The following is a 17,751-nucleotide window of genomic DNA, read 5'->3' on the forward strand; positions in this document are numbered from 1 at the left end:
ATCTTCGATGGTTACAAATGAAACCAGTTTGGTCAACATCGCCGGAAAGCCTTCCTCAACGCTGAGCGCGGCAGCCCGGGATCAGAGAGGATCGGATGGCTTTTTCCTATATGCCGGGCTTCGGCAACGACTTCGAGACCGAGACGCTGCCGGGATCGCTGCCGCAGGGCCGCAACTCGCCGCAGCGGCCGGCCTACGGGCTCTATGCCGAGCAGCTTTCGGGCTCGCCCTTTACCGCGCCGCGCGGCACCAACGAGCGCTCCTGGCTTTACCGCATCCGTCCAAGCGTGAAACACACCGGCCGCTTCAAGGGCGCGAGCTATCCTATGTGGAAGACCGCGCCCAACGTCGGCGACCACGAGCTGGCACTCGGCCAGTACCGATGGAACCCGGTGCCGATCCCGACCGAGCCGACCGACTTCATTTCCGGCATGCGCACCATGACCACGGCCGGCGACGCGGTCGGACAGTCCGGCATGGCGGCACACGTCTATGTCGCCAACCGCTCGATGGTCGACGACCATTTCTTCAATGCCGACGGCGAGCTCATGATCGTGCCGCAGGTCGGCACGCTGCGCTTTGTCACCGAGATGGGCGTCATCGAGCTTCGCCCCGGCGAGATCGCGGTGCTGCCGCGCGGCCTCGTCTTCAAGGTCGAGATCGCCGACAGTCAGGCGCGCGGCTATGTCTGCGAGAATTACGGGGCAAAATTCACCATGCCCGACCGCGGCCCGATCGGCGCCAATTGCCTGGCCAATCCGCGCGACTTCAAGACCCCCTGCGCCTGGTTCGAGGAGAAGGAGACGCCATGCCGGCTGATCGTCAAATGGTGCGGCACTTTCCACGTCACCGAGCTCGGCCATTCGCCGCTCGACGTCGTTGCCTGGCATGGCAACTACGCGCCCTATAAATATGATCTGGCGACGTTTTCGCCGGTCGGCGCCATCCTGTTCGATCACCCTGACCCGTCGATCTTCACCGTGCTGACGGCGCCGAGCGGCGAGGAGGGCACGGCCAATGTCGACTTCGTCATCTTCCCGCCGCGCTGGCTGGTGGCGGAAAACACTTTTCGGCCGCCCTGGTACCACCGCAACATCATGAGCGAGTTCATGGGCCTGATCGACGGCCAGTACGATGCCAAGGAGGAAGGTTTTGTCCCCGGCGGCATCAGCCTGCATAACCAGATGCTGGCGCACGGGCCCGACGCCTCCGGCTTTGAGAAGGCCACCCGCGCCGACCTGAAACCGGTCAAGCTCGACAACACCATGGCCTTCATGTTCGAGACGCGCTTTCCGCAGATGCTGACGCGCTACGCCGCCGAACTCGACACCTTGCAGGCGAACTACATCGACTGCTGGGCCGACCTGAAGAAGCGCTTCAACGGCACGCCGGAAGGCGACTGGTCCTGATTGGTGAGGTCAGAATCAGGAAAACATCGGCGGGTGGCTTGACGATCACTCGCGACGGCCTTGTTGTGGGACGAGCGGCACAAAGCCCGCGAGGAGAGGAAACCGCATGAAGCTTGCCACTTTGAAGAACGGGACGCGCGACGGGAAGCTGGTCGTGGTTTCGCGCGATCTGACGCGGTTCACCGACGCCTCTTTCCTGGTGCCGACGCTGCAGGCTGCGCTCGACAATTGGGGGCGCTTGGCGCCGCATCTGGCGGCGATGGCGGAATCGCTCGAGACCAACGCGGTGCCCTCGGCCCGCTTTCACGAGCATGACGCCCATTCGCCGCTGCCGCGCGCCTATCAATGGGCGGACGGCTCCGCCTATGTGAACCATGTCGAGCTGGTGCGGAAGGCACGCGGCGCCGAGATGCCGGCGAGTTTCTGGACACATCCGCTGATTTACCAGGGCGGTTCGGACTCCTTCCTTGCGCCGCGCGATCCGATCCGCATGGCCGACGAAGCCTTCGGCATCGACATGGAGGCGGAAGTTGCCGTCATCGTCGGCGATGTGCCGATGGGCGCCGGGCTGAGCGAGGCGCGCGAGGCCATCCGCCTGGTCATGCTGGTCAATGATGTGACGCTTCGCGCCATCACGGGGCCGGAACTGGCAAAAGGCTTCGGCTTCTTCCAGTCGAAGCCGTCTTCTGCTTTCTCGCCGGTCGCGGTGACGCCGGACGAGCTTGGTGATGCCTGGGACGGCGGCAAGGTCAGCCTGCCGCTGCTCGCCGATCTCAACGGCAAACCGTTCGGCCGTGCCAATGCCGGCATCGACATGACCTTCGATTTCCCGGCCTTGATCGTGCATGCCGCGAAAACGCGGCCGCTTGCCGCCGGCACCATCATCGGCTCCGGCACCGTCTCCAATAAGCTGAATGATGGGCCAGGCAGGCCGGTCGCGGCAGGCGGCGCCGGCTATTCCTGCATCGCCGAACTGCGCATGATCGAGACCATCGAGAGCGGCGAGCCGAAGACCCCGTTCCTGCGCTTCGGCGACACGGTGCGCATCGAGATGAAGGACAAGGCCGGCCATTCGATCTTCGGCGCCATCGAGCAGAAGGTCGAGAAATACGAGGGGGAGAAAGGAACCTGAAAGGGTGACCTTGCTTGAGCACCTGCGCCGCATGGCGCGCAACAATTTGTGGTCGAACGACCGGCTCTACCGCGCCGTGCTGGAGCTTAAGCCTGGCGAGTTCGAGGCCGGTCGAACCAGTTTCTTTCCCTCGATCAAGGAGACGCTCAACCACATCCTCGCGGTCGATCGTCTCTATCTCGATTTTCTGACGGATGGCGGCCTCGGTGCTGCGGCCTATGACGACTTCATACCGTTCGACGATGCGTCAAGCCTGGCCGCTGCACAGACCGATTTTGACCGCAGGCTTGTCGCCTTCTGCGACGGCCTGTCGGAGGCAGATCTCGACCGCCACGTCATCACCGACCGCCGCGAGGACGGCATGATCCCCGAAAGGATCGGCGACATCCTCGCCCATGTCTTCCTGCACGACATCCACCATCGCGGCCAAGTGCACGCGATGCTGTCGGGCACCTCGGTTGCACCGCCGCAATTGGACGAGTTTCTGCTCGATTATGATCTGAAGCTCAGGCAGGCGGAAGTCGAGCGGCTGGGGATTGCGGATCAGGCCAGCGTGACATCATACGCTGAAAAATGACGGTCCGCTGAAATCAACGTAAGGCCTTCAATTTGCGCTTGTGCAATGAGCAGGCGGTCGAAGGGATCGCGATGGTGGAGCGGCAGATGCTCAAGCCGTTCTGCGTGTAGTTCGTTCACACTGAGGATCGGAATACCGTTCGACCGCAAGATTTCCGATATATTGCCTGCGAGCGTGACCTTGCCGAGCGATTTTTTGATGGCGATTTCTGCCACGGAAATGGCGCTGACGATGACATCTTCGCCGGCAAGGAAGATGTCACGATGATGATCCGAAAGGCGTGAATCCGCGTTGAGAACCCAAAGCAGAATATGGGTATCGACCAGATATTGGCGGCTCATTTGATGTACTCGTCCCATTCGGGACCGAGTTCATCGAAATCATCCGAGATGCGAATCTGGCCTTTCAGAGCCCCGAACAACCCTTTGCTCCCGCCAGGCCGGGCGGGAGCGCTCAAGGTTGCCACGATTTCCCCGTGCCGGGTCAGATGGATCTCTTCACCAGCTTGAGCACGTTTCACCAACTCAGAGAGCTGGGCCTTCGCTTTCGCCATCGGAACGTTCATTGCTAGACCTTTCTGACCATAATTTAGGTCATAATCGGTCGGGCCGCAACCGAGCTTAAGGAGGCGCTACGCCGCTTTGCCATTCAGCTTGATCACGCCGCGCTTGATCTGGTCCTGCTCGATCGATTCGAACAGAGCGCGGAAATTGCCTTCGCCAAAGCCTTCGTCGCCCTTCCTCTGGATGAATTCGAAGAAGATCGGCCCGATCACCGTCTTCGAGAAGATCTGCAGCAGGATCTTGGTCATACCGCCGTCGACGACGCCTTCGCCGTCGATCAGGATGCCGTGCTTCTTCATGCGCTCGATCGGCTCGTCATGGCCGTGCACGCGCTCATGCGACATCTCGTAATAGGTGTTGGGCGGGCCGGGCATGAACTTCAGCCCGTTGGCGGCGAGCTTGTCGGTGGCATCGTAGATCGCGTCCGTACCGACGGCAATGTGCTGGATGCCCTCGCCATTGTACTTCTTCAAATACTCGGCGATCTGGCTGGTTTCGTCCTTGGACTCGTTGAGCGGAATGCGGATCTTGCCGCAGGGCGAGGTGATCGCCCGGCTGACCAATCCGGTGATCCTGCCGTCGATATCGAAGAAATGGATCTGCTTGAAGCCGAACAGGTCGCGGTAGAAGTCCCACCACTTGTCCATGTTGCCGCGATAGACATTGTGGGTCAGGTGGTCCAGGTAGTAGAAGCCGACGCCTTCGGGTTTCGGATTGCGCTCGCCAAGCCACTCGAACTCAGCATCGTAAGCCGAGCCCTTGTCGCCATAGGTTTCGATGAAATAGAGGAGCGATCCGCCGATGCCGACGATCGCCGGCGCGTCGAGCGCCTTGTCGGTGCCCTCGTAGGGCACAGCACCCTTCGACACGGCGTGGTCGAAGGCATGCTTCGCATCGACCACGCGCCACGCCATCGAGGCGGCGCAGGGGCCGTGCTTTTCGACGAATTTCATCGCATGCGAGCCTGGCTCGGCATTGACGACATAGTTGATGTCGCCCTGGCGCCAGACGGTGATGTCCTTGGTGCGGTGCTTCGCCACCGCGATATAGCCCATGCGGGCAAAGAGCTCGGCAAGTTTTGCCGGGTCTAAATGCGCGAACTCGACGAATTCGAAGCCGTCGGTGCCGGCGGGATTCGCCTTGCTGATCTTGGCGGGTGGGGCGTCATGCGGGAAGGGTCCCATGGCATTCCTCCGAAAGCTGTTGCGGCCGTGCTTGGCCGATTTTCACCATAATAACGCTGGACGGCTGCATGGTGCTTGCATTCAACCGCCTGGAATGCCCACAATGTGCGCAGATTGTGCATGATTGGGGACAAAACCATGGATGATGCGCGCCTTGATCAATTTGACCGCAAGATACTGGCGCTCCTGCAGGGCGATGCGCGGCTCACCAACAATGATCTTTCGGAGCGCGTGAACCTGTCGGCCTCGCAATGCTCGCGCCGCCGCCAGCGGCTGGAGGAAGATGGCTATATCAGGGGCTATCGCGCCGTGCTCGACCGCGACCGTCTCGGCTTTTCGCTGGTCAATGTGATTTCGGTGACCTTGGCCACCCACAACCGCGACAATGCCCGCCGCTTCGGCGAGCTGGTGGCGCGGCTACCCGAGGTGCAGGAAGCGCACGCGCTGACCGGCGAGATGGATTACATCCTGAAGGTGGTGACGCCCGATCTCAAATCGCTTTCCGAGTTCGTCAACGGCGTGCTGCTGCCGCATGAATCGGTGCAGCATGTGAAGACGGCGATCGTGCTGGAAACGCTGAAAGAGACCGGCGCGCTGCCGATTTAGTTTGCGGAGATCTTTGTTGGATGCGACGGCGACGGAACGCGAACCTGCGGAATTGGCTCTCGCCAATGCGCAAGCTTTCACCCCCGCTGCTGCTGGATCAGCCCATAGAGGTTGGTGCAGCGCGCGCCGGAGCGGCAATAAGCGAAGACCGGGCCTTCGAGGTCGTCCAGCGCTTCGGCCTGATCCTCGACATTGTCCATAGTGAGCTGGCCGCTGATCACCGGAATGTAGCGGAAGGCGAGCCCCGCGGCTTCCGCGGCCGCCTTGACGCTGTCGGCCGAGGGCTGGCCGGGCTGTTCGTCGTCCGGGCGGTTGCAGATGATGCTCTTGAAGCCGGCGTCCTTGATGGCAACGATATCCTCAGGCTGGATCTGGCCGGAGACCGAATAGTCTTCGCTGATCTGGCGGTATTCCATGGCATCGTCCTCGCAATCTCTTTGGCCGCAGTCATGCCACCGCGCGGCATTAGCGACAATCCGTAGCACCGGATTTCTCTGCCAAATAGAGAGTGCGGGGCGGAAAATCCAACCGGGCCGGTTTTAGCCCGGTTGGATGATGCCGCTTAGCTTCCGAGCAGCGCGCCTTTGAACTGCTCGATGTTGTTGTGCATCATGTCGATATAGGTCGAGGCCGGGCCGTCGGGCGGCGACAGCGCATCGGAATAGAGCGTGCCGCCGACCTTGATGCCGGTCTCGCTGGCGATCTGCTCGATGAGCCTGGGGTTGGTGATGTTCTCGATGAAGATCGCCGCCGCCTTGTCCTGCTTGACCTGGTTGACCAGCTTGGCGACGTCGGCGGCCGAAGGCTCGGAATCGGTCGAGATGCCTTGCGGAGCAAGGAAGGTCAGGCCGTATGCATGCTCGAAATAGCCGAAGGCGTCGTGCGAGGTGATGACGACACGCTTGGCCTCGGGGATCGCCTGGATCGCCGCGGTCACTTCGCCCTCCAGCGCGCCGAGCTTCTGGGTGTAGGCGGCGGCATTGGCCTTGTAGCTGTCGCAGCCCGCGCTATCGGCGGCGCAGAATGCATCGGCGATATTCTTCACGTAGATCTTCGCATTGGCGATCGACTGGAAGGCGTGCGGGTCGTTGACCGTCTTGCCGCCGCCGGTGCCGGCGCCTTCGGCCGCGTCGGCATCGGCGAATTCCGGCTTGAAGGCGATTGGCGTCACGCCCTTGGTCAGCGTCACGATCGTCGCCTTGGTGGCGCTGGTGTCGACTAGGCGCTGCAAAAAACCTTCGAAATGCAAGCCGTTGACCAGCACGACATCGGCGCCGGCCATCGCCACCGCATCGGCCGGGGTCGGCTCGTAGACATGCGCGTCGCCGTCCGGGCCGACGATGGTGGTGATGTTGACGCGGTCGCCGCCGACATTCTTGGCAAAGTCGGCAATGACCGTGAAGCTCGCCACCACCTTGAGCGGCGCCGCAAAAGCGGACGATGCGGCGAAAGCGCTTAATGTTATAACGCTCAGCGCCAGGGCGGCGCGAAAGGATTTCAACATTGGGAAGAGTCTCCTTGCTTGGGGATTAAGCTGTGCGGTGGCGGTGATGCACGATGCGGGCGCGCAGCGCGCCGCGCGTGCCGAACAGGATCGAGCAGAAATAAACGACGCCGGCCGAAAGGATGATAGCCGGGCCGGAGGGCAGCGAGGCGTGGTAGGACAAAAGCAGCCCGGCGATGCAGGAGGCAAAGCCGATCAGCACCGCCAGCGCGCACATCGGCTCGACGCGAACCGTCCAGAAGCGGGCGGCGGCGGCCGGCAGCATCATCAGCCCGACCGAGAGCAGCGTGCCCAGCGCCTGGAAGCCGCCGACGAGGTTGAGCACGACCAGCCCAAGAAAGATGAAATGGACCGGGCTGCCCATGCGGCTCACCGATCGCAGGAACAGCGGATCGAGGCATTCGGCGACCAGCGCCCGCCAGAAGATGGCGAGGCAGGCGAGCGTCACAACCACGATGCCGCAGATCAGGATCAGCGCCTCGTTGTTGAGCGCCAGCACGGTGCCGAACAGCACATGCATCAGGTCGACGCTCGAGCCGCGGATCGACACCATCAGCACGCCGATGGCGAGCGAGATCAGATAGAAGGCCGCCATCGAGGCGTCCTCGCGCTGGATGGTGAAGCGCGAAACCGCCCCTGCGCCAAGCGCGACGATGATGCCGGCGATCAGCCCGCCGACGGTCATCGGAAGGATTTCGAGGCCATAGAACAGGAAGCCCGCGGCGGCGCCCGGCAGGATGGCATGCGCCATTGCGTCGCCCGACAGGCTCATGCGCCTGAGCATCAGGAAGACGCCGACCGGGCAGGCGCCGAGCGACAGAATCAGCGAGCCGAACAGAGCCCGCTGCATGAAGGCGAAATCGGCGAAGGGCTGGATGAACAGGCCGTAGAGAAACTCCATCACGCCGCCCTCGGTCCGGAGCCGTGGTGGTGATCATGAACATGAGCGTGATCATGGTGGTCGTGTGCGTGATCATGGCCATGGTCATCGGGCTCGCACCACGGCGCGTTCTCTTCCCAGGCCTCGTGGAAGCGCCGCGCCTTGAGCAGGTTTTCAGGCCTGAGCGTCTCTTTTGTGTCGCCCCAGGCGACAGGCTGGCGGGCGAGCAGCAGCGTCTCGGGAAAGTTCCGCCGCACGAGATCGAGGTCGTGGACGACCACCATGATCGTGCGCTCCTCGCCATGCCAGCGCTTTATCAGCTGGATGAGGTCGCCGACGGTCTTGGCGTCGACGGCATTGAACGGCTCGTCGAGCAGGATGAGGTCGGCATCCTGCAACAGCACGCGGGCAAACAGCGTGCGCTGCAACTGACCCCCGGAGAGCGTGTCGATCGGCCGCTTCTCGAAGCCGCCGAGCCCGACCGCCATCAGCGCCTTGCTGACCGACTCGCGATCCTCTTTGGTGTAGCGTCCGAGCATGCCGCGCTTCGGCCACAGGCCAAGCGAGACCAGGTCGACCACCCGCGCCGGAAAGCTGCGGTCGAGCTCCGACTGCTGCGGCAGATAGGCGGTGCGCACGCCTGGCGCGCGCACAACTGTGCCCTCCATCGGCTTTAGCACGCCGACAATGCCCTTCATCAGCGTCGACTTGCCCGAGCCGTTGGCGCCGACCACCGCAGTCAGCGAGCCTTTTCGGACCGTGCCGTTGAGGTGATGGATGGCGGGATGGCTGTTGTAACCGAGCGTCAGGTCGCGGAAGGTCAGGCAGGCATTTGTCATCAGACGTTCCGGATCGGGCGCGAATTCGAGAGTACCCGTCGATATGTGATGTTATTACATTAGTCAACACGCCGGTTCGGCGGAATTGTGTCCAGATCGGTCAACTCGCCGTGTACACGGAAGCGGTCCGGAGCCGATAAATTGGCTCAATCGGTTTGGCGCCGGTCGGCCTTGCCCGGAGCCGGCACGGACTCTAAACAGGCGCGACCCTAGAAAAGAAGGAACCTCCCATGAGCATTCGTCGTATCGATGTCGGCCCGCGCATGAGCCAGATCGTCATTCACGGCAACACCGTCTATCTGGCCGGCCAAGTCGGTGAGCCCGGCGGCAACGTCGCCTCGCAGACTCGCGACATCCTGAAGACCATCGACGAATTGCTGGCCAAGGCTGGCACCGACAAGACCAAGATCGTGCAGGCGATCATCTGGCTGGCCGACATGGGCACCTTCGCCGAGATGAATTCGGAGTGGGACAAGTGGGTGCCGCAAGGCCACACGCCCGCCCGCGCCACCGGCGAAGCCAAGCTCGCCACCCCGGAATATCTGGTCGAGATCATTATCACGGCGGCGCTGTAAGGCGCTAAAAGTGCCAATCTCCCCCTCGTGGGCCCGCGAGGGGTGAGATTGCTCATCCCTGCGAAGGCGTGAACCGCGCCACAAGCGTGTGGCTTTCCGCCGGATAGATGAAGCGCACATGCGTGACCGGATGCTCGGCGCTCCAGGTGCGGCGCTCGACCACCAGGCAGGGCGCGCCAGGATCGATGTCGAGCGTGTCGGCGATAGTTTCGTCAGCCGCCATGGCGCGGATACGGTGCTCGGCCTCGCTCCACGGCACGCGTCCGATCAGCCAGGGGCCGGGCGCAATGTCGAGAAATTCTTCCTCGCTGGCCTCGCCCACCGCCGAAAGATTGATCAGGCGCTGCTCGAGCGCGAATGGCCGTTCGCCGGCAAAATGCAGCCCCTCCAGCCAAAGCACGGGACCCGCAGATAGCCCAAGCAGCGACCGATCCTCGGCATTGCCGCGCCGTTTCATGCGCTCCAGCCGTTCATAACGATAGGGCAGGCCGAGCGCCTCGACCTCGATCCTGATGTCGTGCAGTTCCAGCACCGCCGCCTGCGACTGCGGCTGGCGCACGAAGCTGCCCGAGCGGCGGCGGCGCTCGATCAACCCCGCCTTGGCGAGCTGCGACAGCGCCTTGTTCACCGTCATGCGCGAACAATCATATTGAGCCGTCAGCTCGTGCTCGAACGGGATGCGGTGGCCGGGTGCCCATGCACCCGACAGGATTTTTTCCCGGATGTCGGACAGGATCCGCTGGTGCAGCGAGAGAGTCTCGCCGTCTTCCATCTCTGCCGTTTCGGTCATGCTCATCGGGATCAGCCCTCGGAAAGCGCCATCATCACTTTGCGGAAGCGCCCGGCGACCGCCTCGCGTTTGACATGCCTGCCGCCGCTCACTTGCTTGTTGCCATGCACCCAGACGCAATCGACCTTGCTGCCATTGGCAAAGATCCAGGCGTCGAGGATGGCATCGCCCGCCTTGCCGGCAAGCAAGGGGTGGCTGGCATCGAGCGAGACGAAATGGGCCGGACTGCCGACGGCGAGAGTTGAGGGGCCGGCGCCGAGCGCGATGCTGCCGCCATCGAGCGCGGCATCGAACAGCGCGCGGCCGGTAGAGCCGCCGGCACGCGCCAGCACGTTGCGGGCGCGGTGGGCAAGGCGCTGCGAATATTCGAGCTGCCGCAGCTCGTCCGGCAGGCCGATCAGCACATTGGAATCGGAGCCGACACCGAAGCGGCCGCCATGTTCGATGAACGAGGGGGCGGCGAAAGTGCCGTCGCCGAGATTGGCCTCGGTGATCGGGCAGAGGCCAGCGATGGCGCCGGCCTTGGCCATGGCGATGGTCTCGGCTTCGGTCATGTGTGTGGCGTGGATCAGGCACCAGCGCCTGTCCACCTCAGCATGTCCGAGCAGGAACTCGACCGGACGTTTGCCCGACCAGGCGATGCAGTCCTCGACTTCCTTCACCTGCTCGGCGACATGGATGTGGATCGGCCCGTTCGGCGCCATTGCGGCAACGGCGTTGAGTTCGTCCGGCGTTGCGGCGCGCAAGCTGTGCGGCGCGAGGCCGACGACGGCTTGCTCAAGCGAGCGAACGCCCTCGCGAGTTTTCTCAAGCAGACGTCCGAAGCGTTCGACATCATTGATGAATCGCCGCTGGCCTTCGTTGGGAGCAGCGCCGCCGAAGGCCGAATGGGCATAGAAGACCGGCAGCAGCGTCAGTCCGATGCCGGTGTCGGCGGCGGCAGCCGCGATCCGCTCCGCCATCTCGGCGATGTTGGCGTAAGGCTGCCCGTCGCGATCATGGTGAAGGTAGTGGAACTCGCCGACGCGCGAAAAACCGGCTTCCAGCATCTCCACATAAAGCTGCGCCGCGACCGCCTCGACTTGGTCCGGCGTCATCGACAGCGCGAAGCGGTACATCACCTCGCGCCAGCTCCAGAAACTGTCGGCCGAGGGACCGCGCAGTTCGGCAAGCCCCGCCATGCCGCGCTGGAAGGCGTGGCTATGCAGGTTGGGCATGCCGGGCAGGACGATGGCGTGGCGTTCGTCGCCGGCGTGTGCCGAAGAGCCCGCTTCGACTTCAGAGATACGGCCGCCGTCGAAAGCGATCCTCACATTGCCCCGCCAACCGCCGGGCAGCAGCGCCTGTTCCGCATAGATCGCCGTCACCTCCAAACTCCCAATCCGAATGCCCGAGCGACATTAACACTTGCGTCGCGTTCCAATATGTATATACATAATCGTCATCCTTTCAAATGGAAAAGATGATGGGTGGAGCAAACGGAAAGAGCGGCCTTCGTCTGTGGCGCAATGCGCGCCTGGCGACTATGGCCGAGGGTGCTGCCGGTCTCGGCATCGTCGAGAAAGGTGCGATCGCCGCGCGCGACGGGCTGATCGTCTATGCCGGATCGGAGGCCGACCTGCCGGCAGCCGCCGGGCAGGGCGCCGAAACGGTCGATTGCCAGGGCCGCTGGATCACCCCCGGCCTGATCGATTGCCACACCCACCTTGTCTATGCAGGCAACCGCGCCAACGAATTCGAGATGCGCTTGGCCGGCGCCACGTATGAGGAGGTGGCGAGGGCAGGGGGTGGCATTGTCTCCTCGGTCAAGTCGCTGCGCGCCGCGAGCGAAGACGAGCTCGTCTCCCAGACGCTGCCCCGCCTCGACGCGCTGATGGCCGAGGGCGTGACGACCGTCGAGGTCAAGTCCGGCTACGGCCTCGATGCCGACAATGAAAAAAAGTCGCTGCGCGCTGCCCGCCGTCTGGCCAGTGAGCGTCCAATTACGATCCTTACGACCTGTCTCGCCGCCCATGCGCTGCCGCCCGAAGCCAGGGGCGACAAGGACGCTTTCATCGATCTCGTCGCCGGCACGATCCTCCCGGCGGTCGCCGCCGAAAAGCTCGCGGACGCCGTCGACGGTTTTTGCGAGGGCATTGCCTTCTCACCGGAACAGATCGCGCGCGTCTTCGATAAGGCGAAAGCGCTCGGCCTGCCGGTGAAGCTTCACGCCGACCAACTCTCCAACCTGCATGGCGCGGCGCTTGCCGCGCGCTGTGGCGCGCTGTCGGCTGATCACCTGGAATACACCGATGAGGAGGGCGCCGCGGCGATGGCCGGGTCCGGCACCGTCGCGACCATCCTGCCCGGCGCCTACTATTTCATCCGCGAGACCAAGAGGCCGCCGGTCGAGCTGTTCCGCCGGCAGGGCGTGAAGATGGCGGTCGCCACCGACTCCAATCCCGGTACCTCGCCGCTCACCTCGCTGCTGCTCACCATGAACATGGCCGCGACGCTCTTTGGCCTGACCGTCGACGAATGCCTCGCCGGCGTCACCCGCGAGGCCGCGCGTGCGCTGGGGCTTCTCGACAGGATCGGCACGCTGGAAGCCGGCAAATCGGCCGACCTTGCCGTCTGGAATATCGAGCGTCCGGCCGAACTTGTCTACCGCATGGGCTTCAACCCGCTCCATGCCCGCATCTGGAGAGGACAATGACCGAACTGATCCTGAAGCCCGGCAGCGCGACGCTTGCCGACTGGCGCGCCATCTATCGCGGCGCCGTGCCGAAGCTCGACGATGCCTGCCAGCCGAAGATCAAGGCCAGCGCCGAAGCCGTTGCCCGCATCATCGCCAAAGGCGAGCCGGTCTACGGCATCAACACCGGCTTCGGTAAGCTCGCCAGCGTTCGCATTCCGGCAAACGATCTTGAAACGCTGCAACGCAACATCGTGCTTTCCCACGCCGCGGGCGTCGGCGAACCGATGCCGGCCCCCGTGGTGCGGCTGATGATGGCGTTGAAGCTGGCGAGCCTCGCCCAGGGCGCTTCCGGCGTGCGCGCCGAGACCATCGACCTGCTCCAGGGGATGCTCGCCAACGACGTCATTCCGGTGGTGCCGGCGCAAGGTTCGGTCGGCGCCTCGGGCGACCTCGCGCCGCTCGCGCATATGACGGCGGTCATGATCGGCGTCGGTGAATGTTTTACCCCGCATGGTCGCTTCCCGGCCAAGGTCGCCTTCGTCTCGCATGGGCTGGAACCGGTCACGCTCGTTGCCAAGGAGGGCCTGGCGCTGCTCAACGGCACCCAGTTCTCGACCGCCTTCGCGCTCGCCGGCCTGTTCGAAGCCGAGACGCTCTACCAGTCGGCGCTGGTCGCCGGCGCCCTGTCGACCGATGCTGCCCGCGGCTCCGACGCGCCTTTCGACCCGCGCATTCATCTGTTGCGCAAGCATCGCGGCCAGATCGAGACCGCGGACGCGTTGCGCAATCTGATGGCCGGCAGCGCCATTCGTGAATCGCACCGCGTTGGCGACGAGCGCGTGCAGGATCCATACTGCCTGCGCTGCCAGCCGCAGGTGATGGGCGCCGCGCTCGACGTCCTGCGCAAGGCGGCCGACACGCTCGAGACCGAAGCCAACGGCGTCACCGACAACCCGCTGATCTTCGCCGAGGACGACACCGCGCTCTCGGGCGGCAATTTTCACGCCGAGCCGGTGGCCTTTGCCGCCGACATGATCGCGCTTGCGGTCTGCGAGATCGGCTCGCTGTCGGAGCGGCGCATCGCCATGCTGGTCGATCCGGCGCTCTCCGGCATGCCAGCATTTCTGACGCCGAAGCCTGGCCTCAATTCCGGTTTCATGATCCCCCAGGTGACGGCGGCGGCGCTCGTTTCGGAAAACAAGCAGAAGGCTTATCCGGCGAGCGTCGATTCCATCCCGACCTCGGCCAACCAGGAAGACCATGTCTCGATGGCTGGTCACGGCGCGCGCCGGCTGCTCGGCATGATCGAGAATGCAACGGCCGTCATCGGCATCGAGCTGTTGGCAGCCGCGCAAGGCTGCGATTTCCATGCCCCGCTCGCTTCGAGCGAAGCGCTGGAAACGGTGCGCAAGCTGGTCCGAGCCGAGGTGCCGCATCTCGACAACGACCGGCATTTCCACCCCGACATGGAAAAGGCGATCGCCCTGGTCCGCAGCGGCGCCGCGGTTAAGGCGGCGGGTGCGGTGGCGCTGCCGGGGATTGCGTCATGAGATTGAATGCTCTGATAGGTCGCGATTCTTCACGCCCCCCTCCGTCCTGCCGGACATCTCCCCCACAAGGGGGGAGATTGGCAACTTTGGCGCCCCGCTCCTTCTTGCAACGTGGACGATTGGCGAAAGCCGGCGTGATATCTGATCTCCCCCCTCGTGGGGGAGATGTCCGGCAGGACAGAGGGGGGCGCCGTAGAGCTCCAACCCTTGGAGCGCTCCAATGACCACGCCCTGGCTCACCATCACACGCGGTACGGCGCCGCTGCTGGTCTCGATCCCGCACACCGGCATAGATCTTGCGGGCCTCGACAGCCGGCTGGTCTCGACCTGGCTCGGCCGCCGCGACTGCGACTGGTGGATCGACAAGCTGTACGACTTCGCGAACGATCTTGGCGCCACAGTCGTCCACACCGCCATCTCGCGCACCGTCATCGACGTCAACCGCGATCCTTCCGGCGTCTCGCTCTATCCTGGGCAGGCGACGACCACCCTATGCCCCACCGACACGTTTGATGGTGATCCGCTCTACCGCATGGGCGAGGAGCCGACGCCGTCCGAGATCGACGGGCGCCGCGAGACTTACTTCGCGCCTTACCATGCCGCCCTGCAGGCCGAGATCGACCGTCTGCGCGGCATGCACGACAAGATCGTGCTCTATGACTGCCATTCGATTCGCTCGGTGCTGCCGCGCCTGTTCGAAGGCACGTTGCCGGTGTTCAATCTCGGCACCAATGACGGCAAGAGCACCGAACCATCGCTGCAGGAAAAGGTAGCCGCCATCCTCGCGGCGAGCAGCCAGTCCTGGGTAGTCAATGGGCGCTTCAAGGGCGGCTGGATCACCAGAAGTTTCGGCCGGCCGCAGAGCGGCGTCCATGCGCTGCAGATGGAGCTCTCGAACCGCGGCTATATGCGCGAGCCGTCGGAAAAGGGCGCGCCAGACAACTGGCCGGTGCCTTACGACCCAACCTACGCGGCGCCGATCCGCGCCACGCTGAAAACCATTCTCGAAACCGCGATTGCCTGGGCCGCGCGCTGACGCTCCCGCCGCACCTGATCGAAAGGGAACTGCCGACATGACCGACCCTCGCCACAACATCCGTGAAGTCCGCGCGCCGCGCGGCGATAAGCTCAACGCCCGCTATTGGACGACCGAGGCGCCGCTGCGCATGCTGATGAACAATCTCGATCCGGAGGTCGCCGAGAACCCGAACGAGCTCGTGGTCTATGGCGGCATCGGCCGGGCGGCGCGCACCTGGAACGATTTCGACCGCATCGCCGCGTCACTGAAGACGCTCGGCGAGGACGAGACGCTCTTGGTGCAGTCGGGCAAGCCGGTCGGCGTCTTCCGCACCCACAAGGACGCGCCGCGCGTCTTGATCGCCAATTCCAACATCGTGCCGCACTGGGCGACCTGGGAAAAATTCAACGACCTCGATAGGAAGGGCCTGATGATGTACGGCCAGATGACGGCCGGTTCCTGGATCTATATCGGCACGCAAGGCATCGTTCAGGGCACCTACGAGACCTTCGTCGAGGCCGGCCGCCAGCACTATGGCGGCAATCTCAAGGGCAAGTGGATCCTGACCGCCGGCCTCGGCGGCATGGGCGGCGCCCAGCCTCTGGCCGCTGTCATGGCCGGCGCCTCCTGCCTCGCCATCGAATGCAATCCGGACTCGATCGACTTCCGCTTGCGCACTCGCTACGTCGACGAGAAGGCCGAAACGCTCGACGAGGCGATGGAAATGATCGAGCGCTGGACCAAGGCCGGCGAGGCGAAGTCCGTCGGCCTGCTCGGCAATGCCGCCGAGATTGTCCCGGAAATGTTCAGGCGGGGCATCCGCCCCGATATCCTCACCGACCAGACCTCGGCGCATGACCCGATCAACGGCTATCTGCCCAAGGGCTGGACCATGGCCGAATGGCGCGAGAAGCGCGTCAGCGATCCGAAGGCAGTGGAGAAGGCGGCGCGCGCGTCGATGCGCGAGCACGTCGAGGCGATGGTGGCGTTCTGGAACGCCGGCGTGCCGACCCTCGACTACGGCAACAACATCCGCCAGGTCGCCAAGGACGAGGGTTTCGAAAATGCCTTCGCCTTCCCCGGCTTCGTGCCGGCTTACATCCGTCCGCTGTTCTGCCGCGGCATCGGCCCGTTTCGCTGGGCTGCGCTCTCGGGCGATCCGGAAGATATCTACAAGACCGACGCCAAGGTGCGCGAACTCACCCCCGGCAACACGCATCTGCACAATTGGCTCGACATGGCGCGCGAGCGCATCTCCTTCCAGGGCCTGCCGGCGCGCATCTGCTGGGTCGGGCTTGGCGACCGCCATCGATTGGGGCTCGCCTTCAACGAAATGGTGGCCAAGGGCGAGCTCAAGGCGCCGGTCGTCATTGGCCGCGACCATCTCGATTCCGGCTCGGTCGCCTCGCCGAACCGCGAGACTGAGGCGATGAAGGATGGCTCCGACGCCATTTCCGACTGGCCGCTGCTCAACGCGCTGCTCAACACCGCGTCCGGTGCCACCTGGGTCTCGCTGCATCACGGCGGCGGCGTCGGCATGGGCTTCTCGCAGCATGCCGGCATGGTGATCGTCGCCGACGGAACGCCTGACGCGGCCAGGCGCCTGGAGCGCGTGCTGTGGAACGACCCGGCGACCGGCGTCATGCGTCACGCCGATGCCGGTTACGACATCGCCATCGAGTGCGCGAAGGAGCACCAGCTCAACCTGCCGGGCATACTGGGTTGAGGCGATGCGCATCCTTCGTGCCGCCGGCTATCGCGTTATGCCGTGGAAGAACGGCGGCGGCACGACCACCGAGATCGCCGTCTCGCCTGATGGCGCCGGTCTCGAGGATTTCGACTGGCGCATCTCCATGGCGCGCGTCGAGACCAGCGGGCCATTCTCCAGCTTCGCCGGCATCGACCGCACGCTGTCGGTGCTGGAAGGCGACGGCATTATGCTCGACATCGCCGCTCGACCGCCGGCGCGGCTGACGCCAGCCTCGGCGCCGCTTCCTTTTCCCGGCGACGTGCCGACCCGCGCCACGTTGATGGGCGGCCCGATCACCGATCTCAACGTCATGAGCCGCCGCGGCTGCATCAGCCATACGGTCGAGCGCTTGCCTGTTTCGGGTGAAGTCGAGATAAGGTCGACCGACGGCACGACGATTATCTTGCCGGTTGGCGGTGGCGTCACAGTCCTCACGGACACCGCTGCCAGCCTCAGACCGCTTGATGCGCTCGTCCTCGATCAGCAGAGCCAGAAACTGCGCCTCCAGCCTGAAGGGCATGAGCTGATTTTTGTGATCCGCCTGCGCGTCACCGCCGCCAATGGTTAACGGCTGTTGCCAAACATGATCGCGGCGCGGGCGAAATATCGCCTGGCCCCTTGCATGTATCACGAAAAAGCCTGAATCCTTTCCCTGATCGGACCCGGGGCGGGAAGCGAGGGGCGTTCGCCCTTGAGT

General features: G+C 64.0%; 19 protein-coding genes. 10 read left to right on the forward strand and 9 right to left on the reverse strand.

Going from position 1 to position 17,751, the window contains the following annotated elements; all coding sequences use genetic code 11:
* Positions 1 to 95: 95 nt before the first annotated feature.
* The 3 genes from hmgA to CK221_RS17150 all read left to right on the forward strand — a co-directional run bounded on the left by hmgA (position 96) and on the right by CK221_RS17150 (position 3,118).
* A complete protein-coding gene (hmgA, locus tag CK221_RS17140) occupies positions 96 to 1,409 on the forward strand; it encodes a homogentisate 1,2-dioxygenase (protein WP_095778574.1) in 1,314 nt (437 codons plus the stop codon).
* A gap of 106 nt (positions 1,410 to 1,515) precedes the next feature.
* Positions 1,516 to 2,541 carry a fumarylacetoacetate hydrolase family protein gene (locus CK221_RS17145; RefSeq protein WP_095778575.1) on the forward strand — a complete coding sequence of 342 codons (1,026 nt, stop codon included), beginning with the start codon at positions 1,516 to 1,518 and terminating at the stop codon, positions 2,539 to 2,541.
* A 4-nt stretch (positions 2,542 to 2,545) separates the two neighbouring features.
* Positions 2,546 to 3,118 (forward strand): DinB family protein, encoded by a 573-nt coding sequence (locus tag CK221_RS17150; protein ID WP_095778576.1) that lies wholly within the window; start codon positions 2,546 to 2,548, stop codon positions 3,116 to 3,118.
* Here CK221_RS17150 and CK221_RS17155 read toward each other — a convergent pair.
* The 3 genes from CK221_RS17155 to hppD all read right to left on the reverse strand — a co-directional run bounded on the left by CK221_RS17155 (position 3,085) and on the right by hppD (position 4,865).
* A complete protein-coding gene (locus CK221_RS17155) occupies positions 3,085 to 3,459 on the reverse strand; it encodes a type II toxin-antitoxin system VapC family toxin (protein WP_095778577.1) in 375 nt (124 codons plus the stop codon). The two genes, CK221_RS17150 and CK221_RS17155, sit on opposite strands and share 34 nt — an antisense overlap.
* A complete protein-coding gene (locus CK221_RS17160; RefSeq protein WP_095778578.1) occupies positions 3,456 to 3,683 on the reverse strand; it encodes a type II toxin-antitoxin system prevent-host-death family antitoxin in 228 nt (75 codons plus the stop codon). The genes CK221_RS17155 and CK221_RS17160 overlap by 4 nt, the downstream gene beginning before the upstream one ends.
* Before the next feature lie 66 nt (positions 3,684 to 3,749).
* Positions 3,750 to 4,865: a 4-hydroxyphenylpyruvate dioxygenase gene (gene hppD, locus CK221_RS17165; protein WP_095778579.1), complete on the reverse strand. Its 1,116-nt coding sequence runs from the start codon at positions 4,863 to 4,865 to the stop codon at positions 3,750 to 3,752.
* Positions 4,866 to 5,003: 138 nt separating this feature from the next.
* Between hppD and CK221_RS17170 the strand changes: the two genes are divergently transcribed.
* Entirely contained in the window at positions 5,004 to 5,471 is a 468-nt protein-coding gene (locus CK221_RS17170; RefSeq protein ID WP_059187534.1) for an Lrp/AsnC family transcriptional regulator, read from the forward strand.
* Positions 5,472 to 5,548: 77 nt separating this feature from the next.
* Here CK221_RS17170 and CK221_RS17175 read toward each other — a convergent pair whose 3' ends face one another.
* The 4 genes from CK221_RS17175 to aztA form a co-directional block, all read right to left on the reverse strand.
* Positions 5,549 to 5,887: a TIGR01244 family sulfur transferase gene (locus CK221_RS17175; RefSeq protein ID WP_095778580.1), complete on the reverse strand. Its 339-nt coding sequence runs from the start codon at positions 5,885 to 5,887 to the stop codon at positions 5,549 to 5,551.
* 146 nt (positions 5,888 to 6,033) lie between these two features.
* Positions 6,034 to 6,975, reverse strand: coding sequence for a zinc ABC transporter substrate-binding protein AztC (gene aztC / locus CK221_RS17180; RefSeq protein WP_067000519.1), 942 nt, complete (start codon positions 6,973 to 6,975; stop codon positions 6,034 to 6,036).
* Between the two features lie 25 nt (positions 6,976 to 7,000).
* Positions 7,001 to 7,876, reverse strand: a complete 876-nt coding sequence (gene aztB / locus CK221_RS17185; protein WP_095778581.1) for a zinc ABC transporter permease AztB — start codon at positions 7,874 to 7,876, stop codon at positions 7,001 to 7,003.
* Entirely contained in the window at positions 7,876 to 8,694 is an 819-nt protein-coding gene (gene aztA, locus CK221_RS17190) for a zinc ABC transporter ATP-binding protein AztA (RefSeq protein WP_095778582.1), read from the reverse strand. Before aztA ends, aztB begins: the two co-directional genes overlap by 1 nt.
* 230 nt (positions 8,695 to 8,924) lie before the next feature.
* On the opposite strand from aztA, the gene CK221_RS17195 reads away from it, so the two are divergent.
* Positions 8,925 to 9,269, forward strand: coding sequence for a RidA family protein (locus CK221_RS17195; RefSeq protein ID WP_095778583.1), 345 nt, complete (start codon positions 8,925 to 8,927; stop codon positions 9,267 to 9,269).
* Between the two features lie 52 nt (positions 9,270 to 9,321).
* Here the strand turns inward: CK221_RS17195 and hutC are convergent, their stop codons facing one another.
* Complete coding sequence (gene hutC, locus CK221_RS17200) at positions 9,322 to 10,065, reverse strand: histidine utilization repressor (protein ID WP_095778584.1); 744 nt, start codon at positions 10,063 to 10,065, stop codon at positions 9,322 to 9,324.
* 5 nt (positions 10,066 to 10,070) lie between these two features.
* Positions 10,071 to 11,426, reverse strand: coding sequence for a formimidoylglutamate deiminase (locus CK221_RS17205; RefSeq protein ID WP_095778695.1), 1,356 nt, complete (start codon positions 11,424 to 11,426; stop codon positions 10,071 to 10,073).
* 98 nt (positions 11,427 to 11,524) lie between these two features.
* Here CK221_RS17205 and hutI point away from each other — a divergent pair, with 98 nt between their 5' ends.
* The 5 genes from hutI (at position 11,525) to CK221_RS17235 (ending at position 17,622) form a co-directional block, all read left to right on the forward strand.
* Positions 11,525 to 12,754, forward strand: coding sequence for an imidazolonepropionase (gene hutI / locus CK221_RS17210; RefSeq protein ID WP_179295158.1), 1,230 nt, complete (start codon positions 11,525 to 11,527; stop codon positions 12,752 to 12,754).
* On the forward strand, positions 12,751 to 14,286 hold the full coding sequence (gene hutH, locus CK221_RS17215) for a histidine ammonia-lyase (protein WP_095778585.1): 1,536 nt from the start codon (positions 12,751 to 12,753) through the stop codon (positions 14,284 to 14,286). The genes hutI and hutH overlap by 4 nt, the downstream gene beginning before the upstream one ends.
* A gap of 220 nt (positions 14,287 to 14,506) precedes the next feature.
* The gene (hutG, locus tag CK221_RS17225; RefSeq protein ID WP_095778587.1) at positions 14,507 to 15,322 is read left to right on the forward strand and encodes an N-formylglutamate deformylase; all 816 of its coding nucleotides are present in this window, start codon (positions 14,507 to 14,509) and stop codon (positions 15,320 to 15,322) included.
* Positions 15,323 to 15,359: 37 nt separating this feature from the next.
* Complete coding sequence (gene hutU / locus CK221_RS17230; RefSeq protein WP_095778588.1) at positions 15,360 to 17,030, forward strand: urocanate hydratase; 1,671 nt, start codon at positions 15,360 to 15,362, stop codon at positions 17,028 to 17,030.
* 4 nt (positions 17,031 to 17,034) lie between these two features.
* On the forward strand, positions 17,035 to 17,622 hold the full coding sequence (locus tag CK221_RS17235) for a HutD family protein (protein WP_095778589.1): 588 nt from the start codon (positions 17,035 to 17,037) through the stop codon (positions 17,620 to 17,622).
* Positions 17,623 to 17,751: the final 129 nt, after the last annotated feature.

Source organism: Mesorhizobium sp. WSM3868, from assembly GCF_002294785.1.
Taxonomy (GTDB): domain Bacteria; phylum Pseudomonadota; class Alphaproteobacteria; order Rhizobiales; family Rhizobiaceae; genus Mesorhizobium.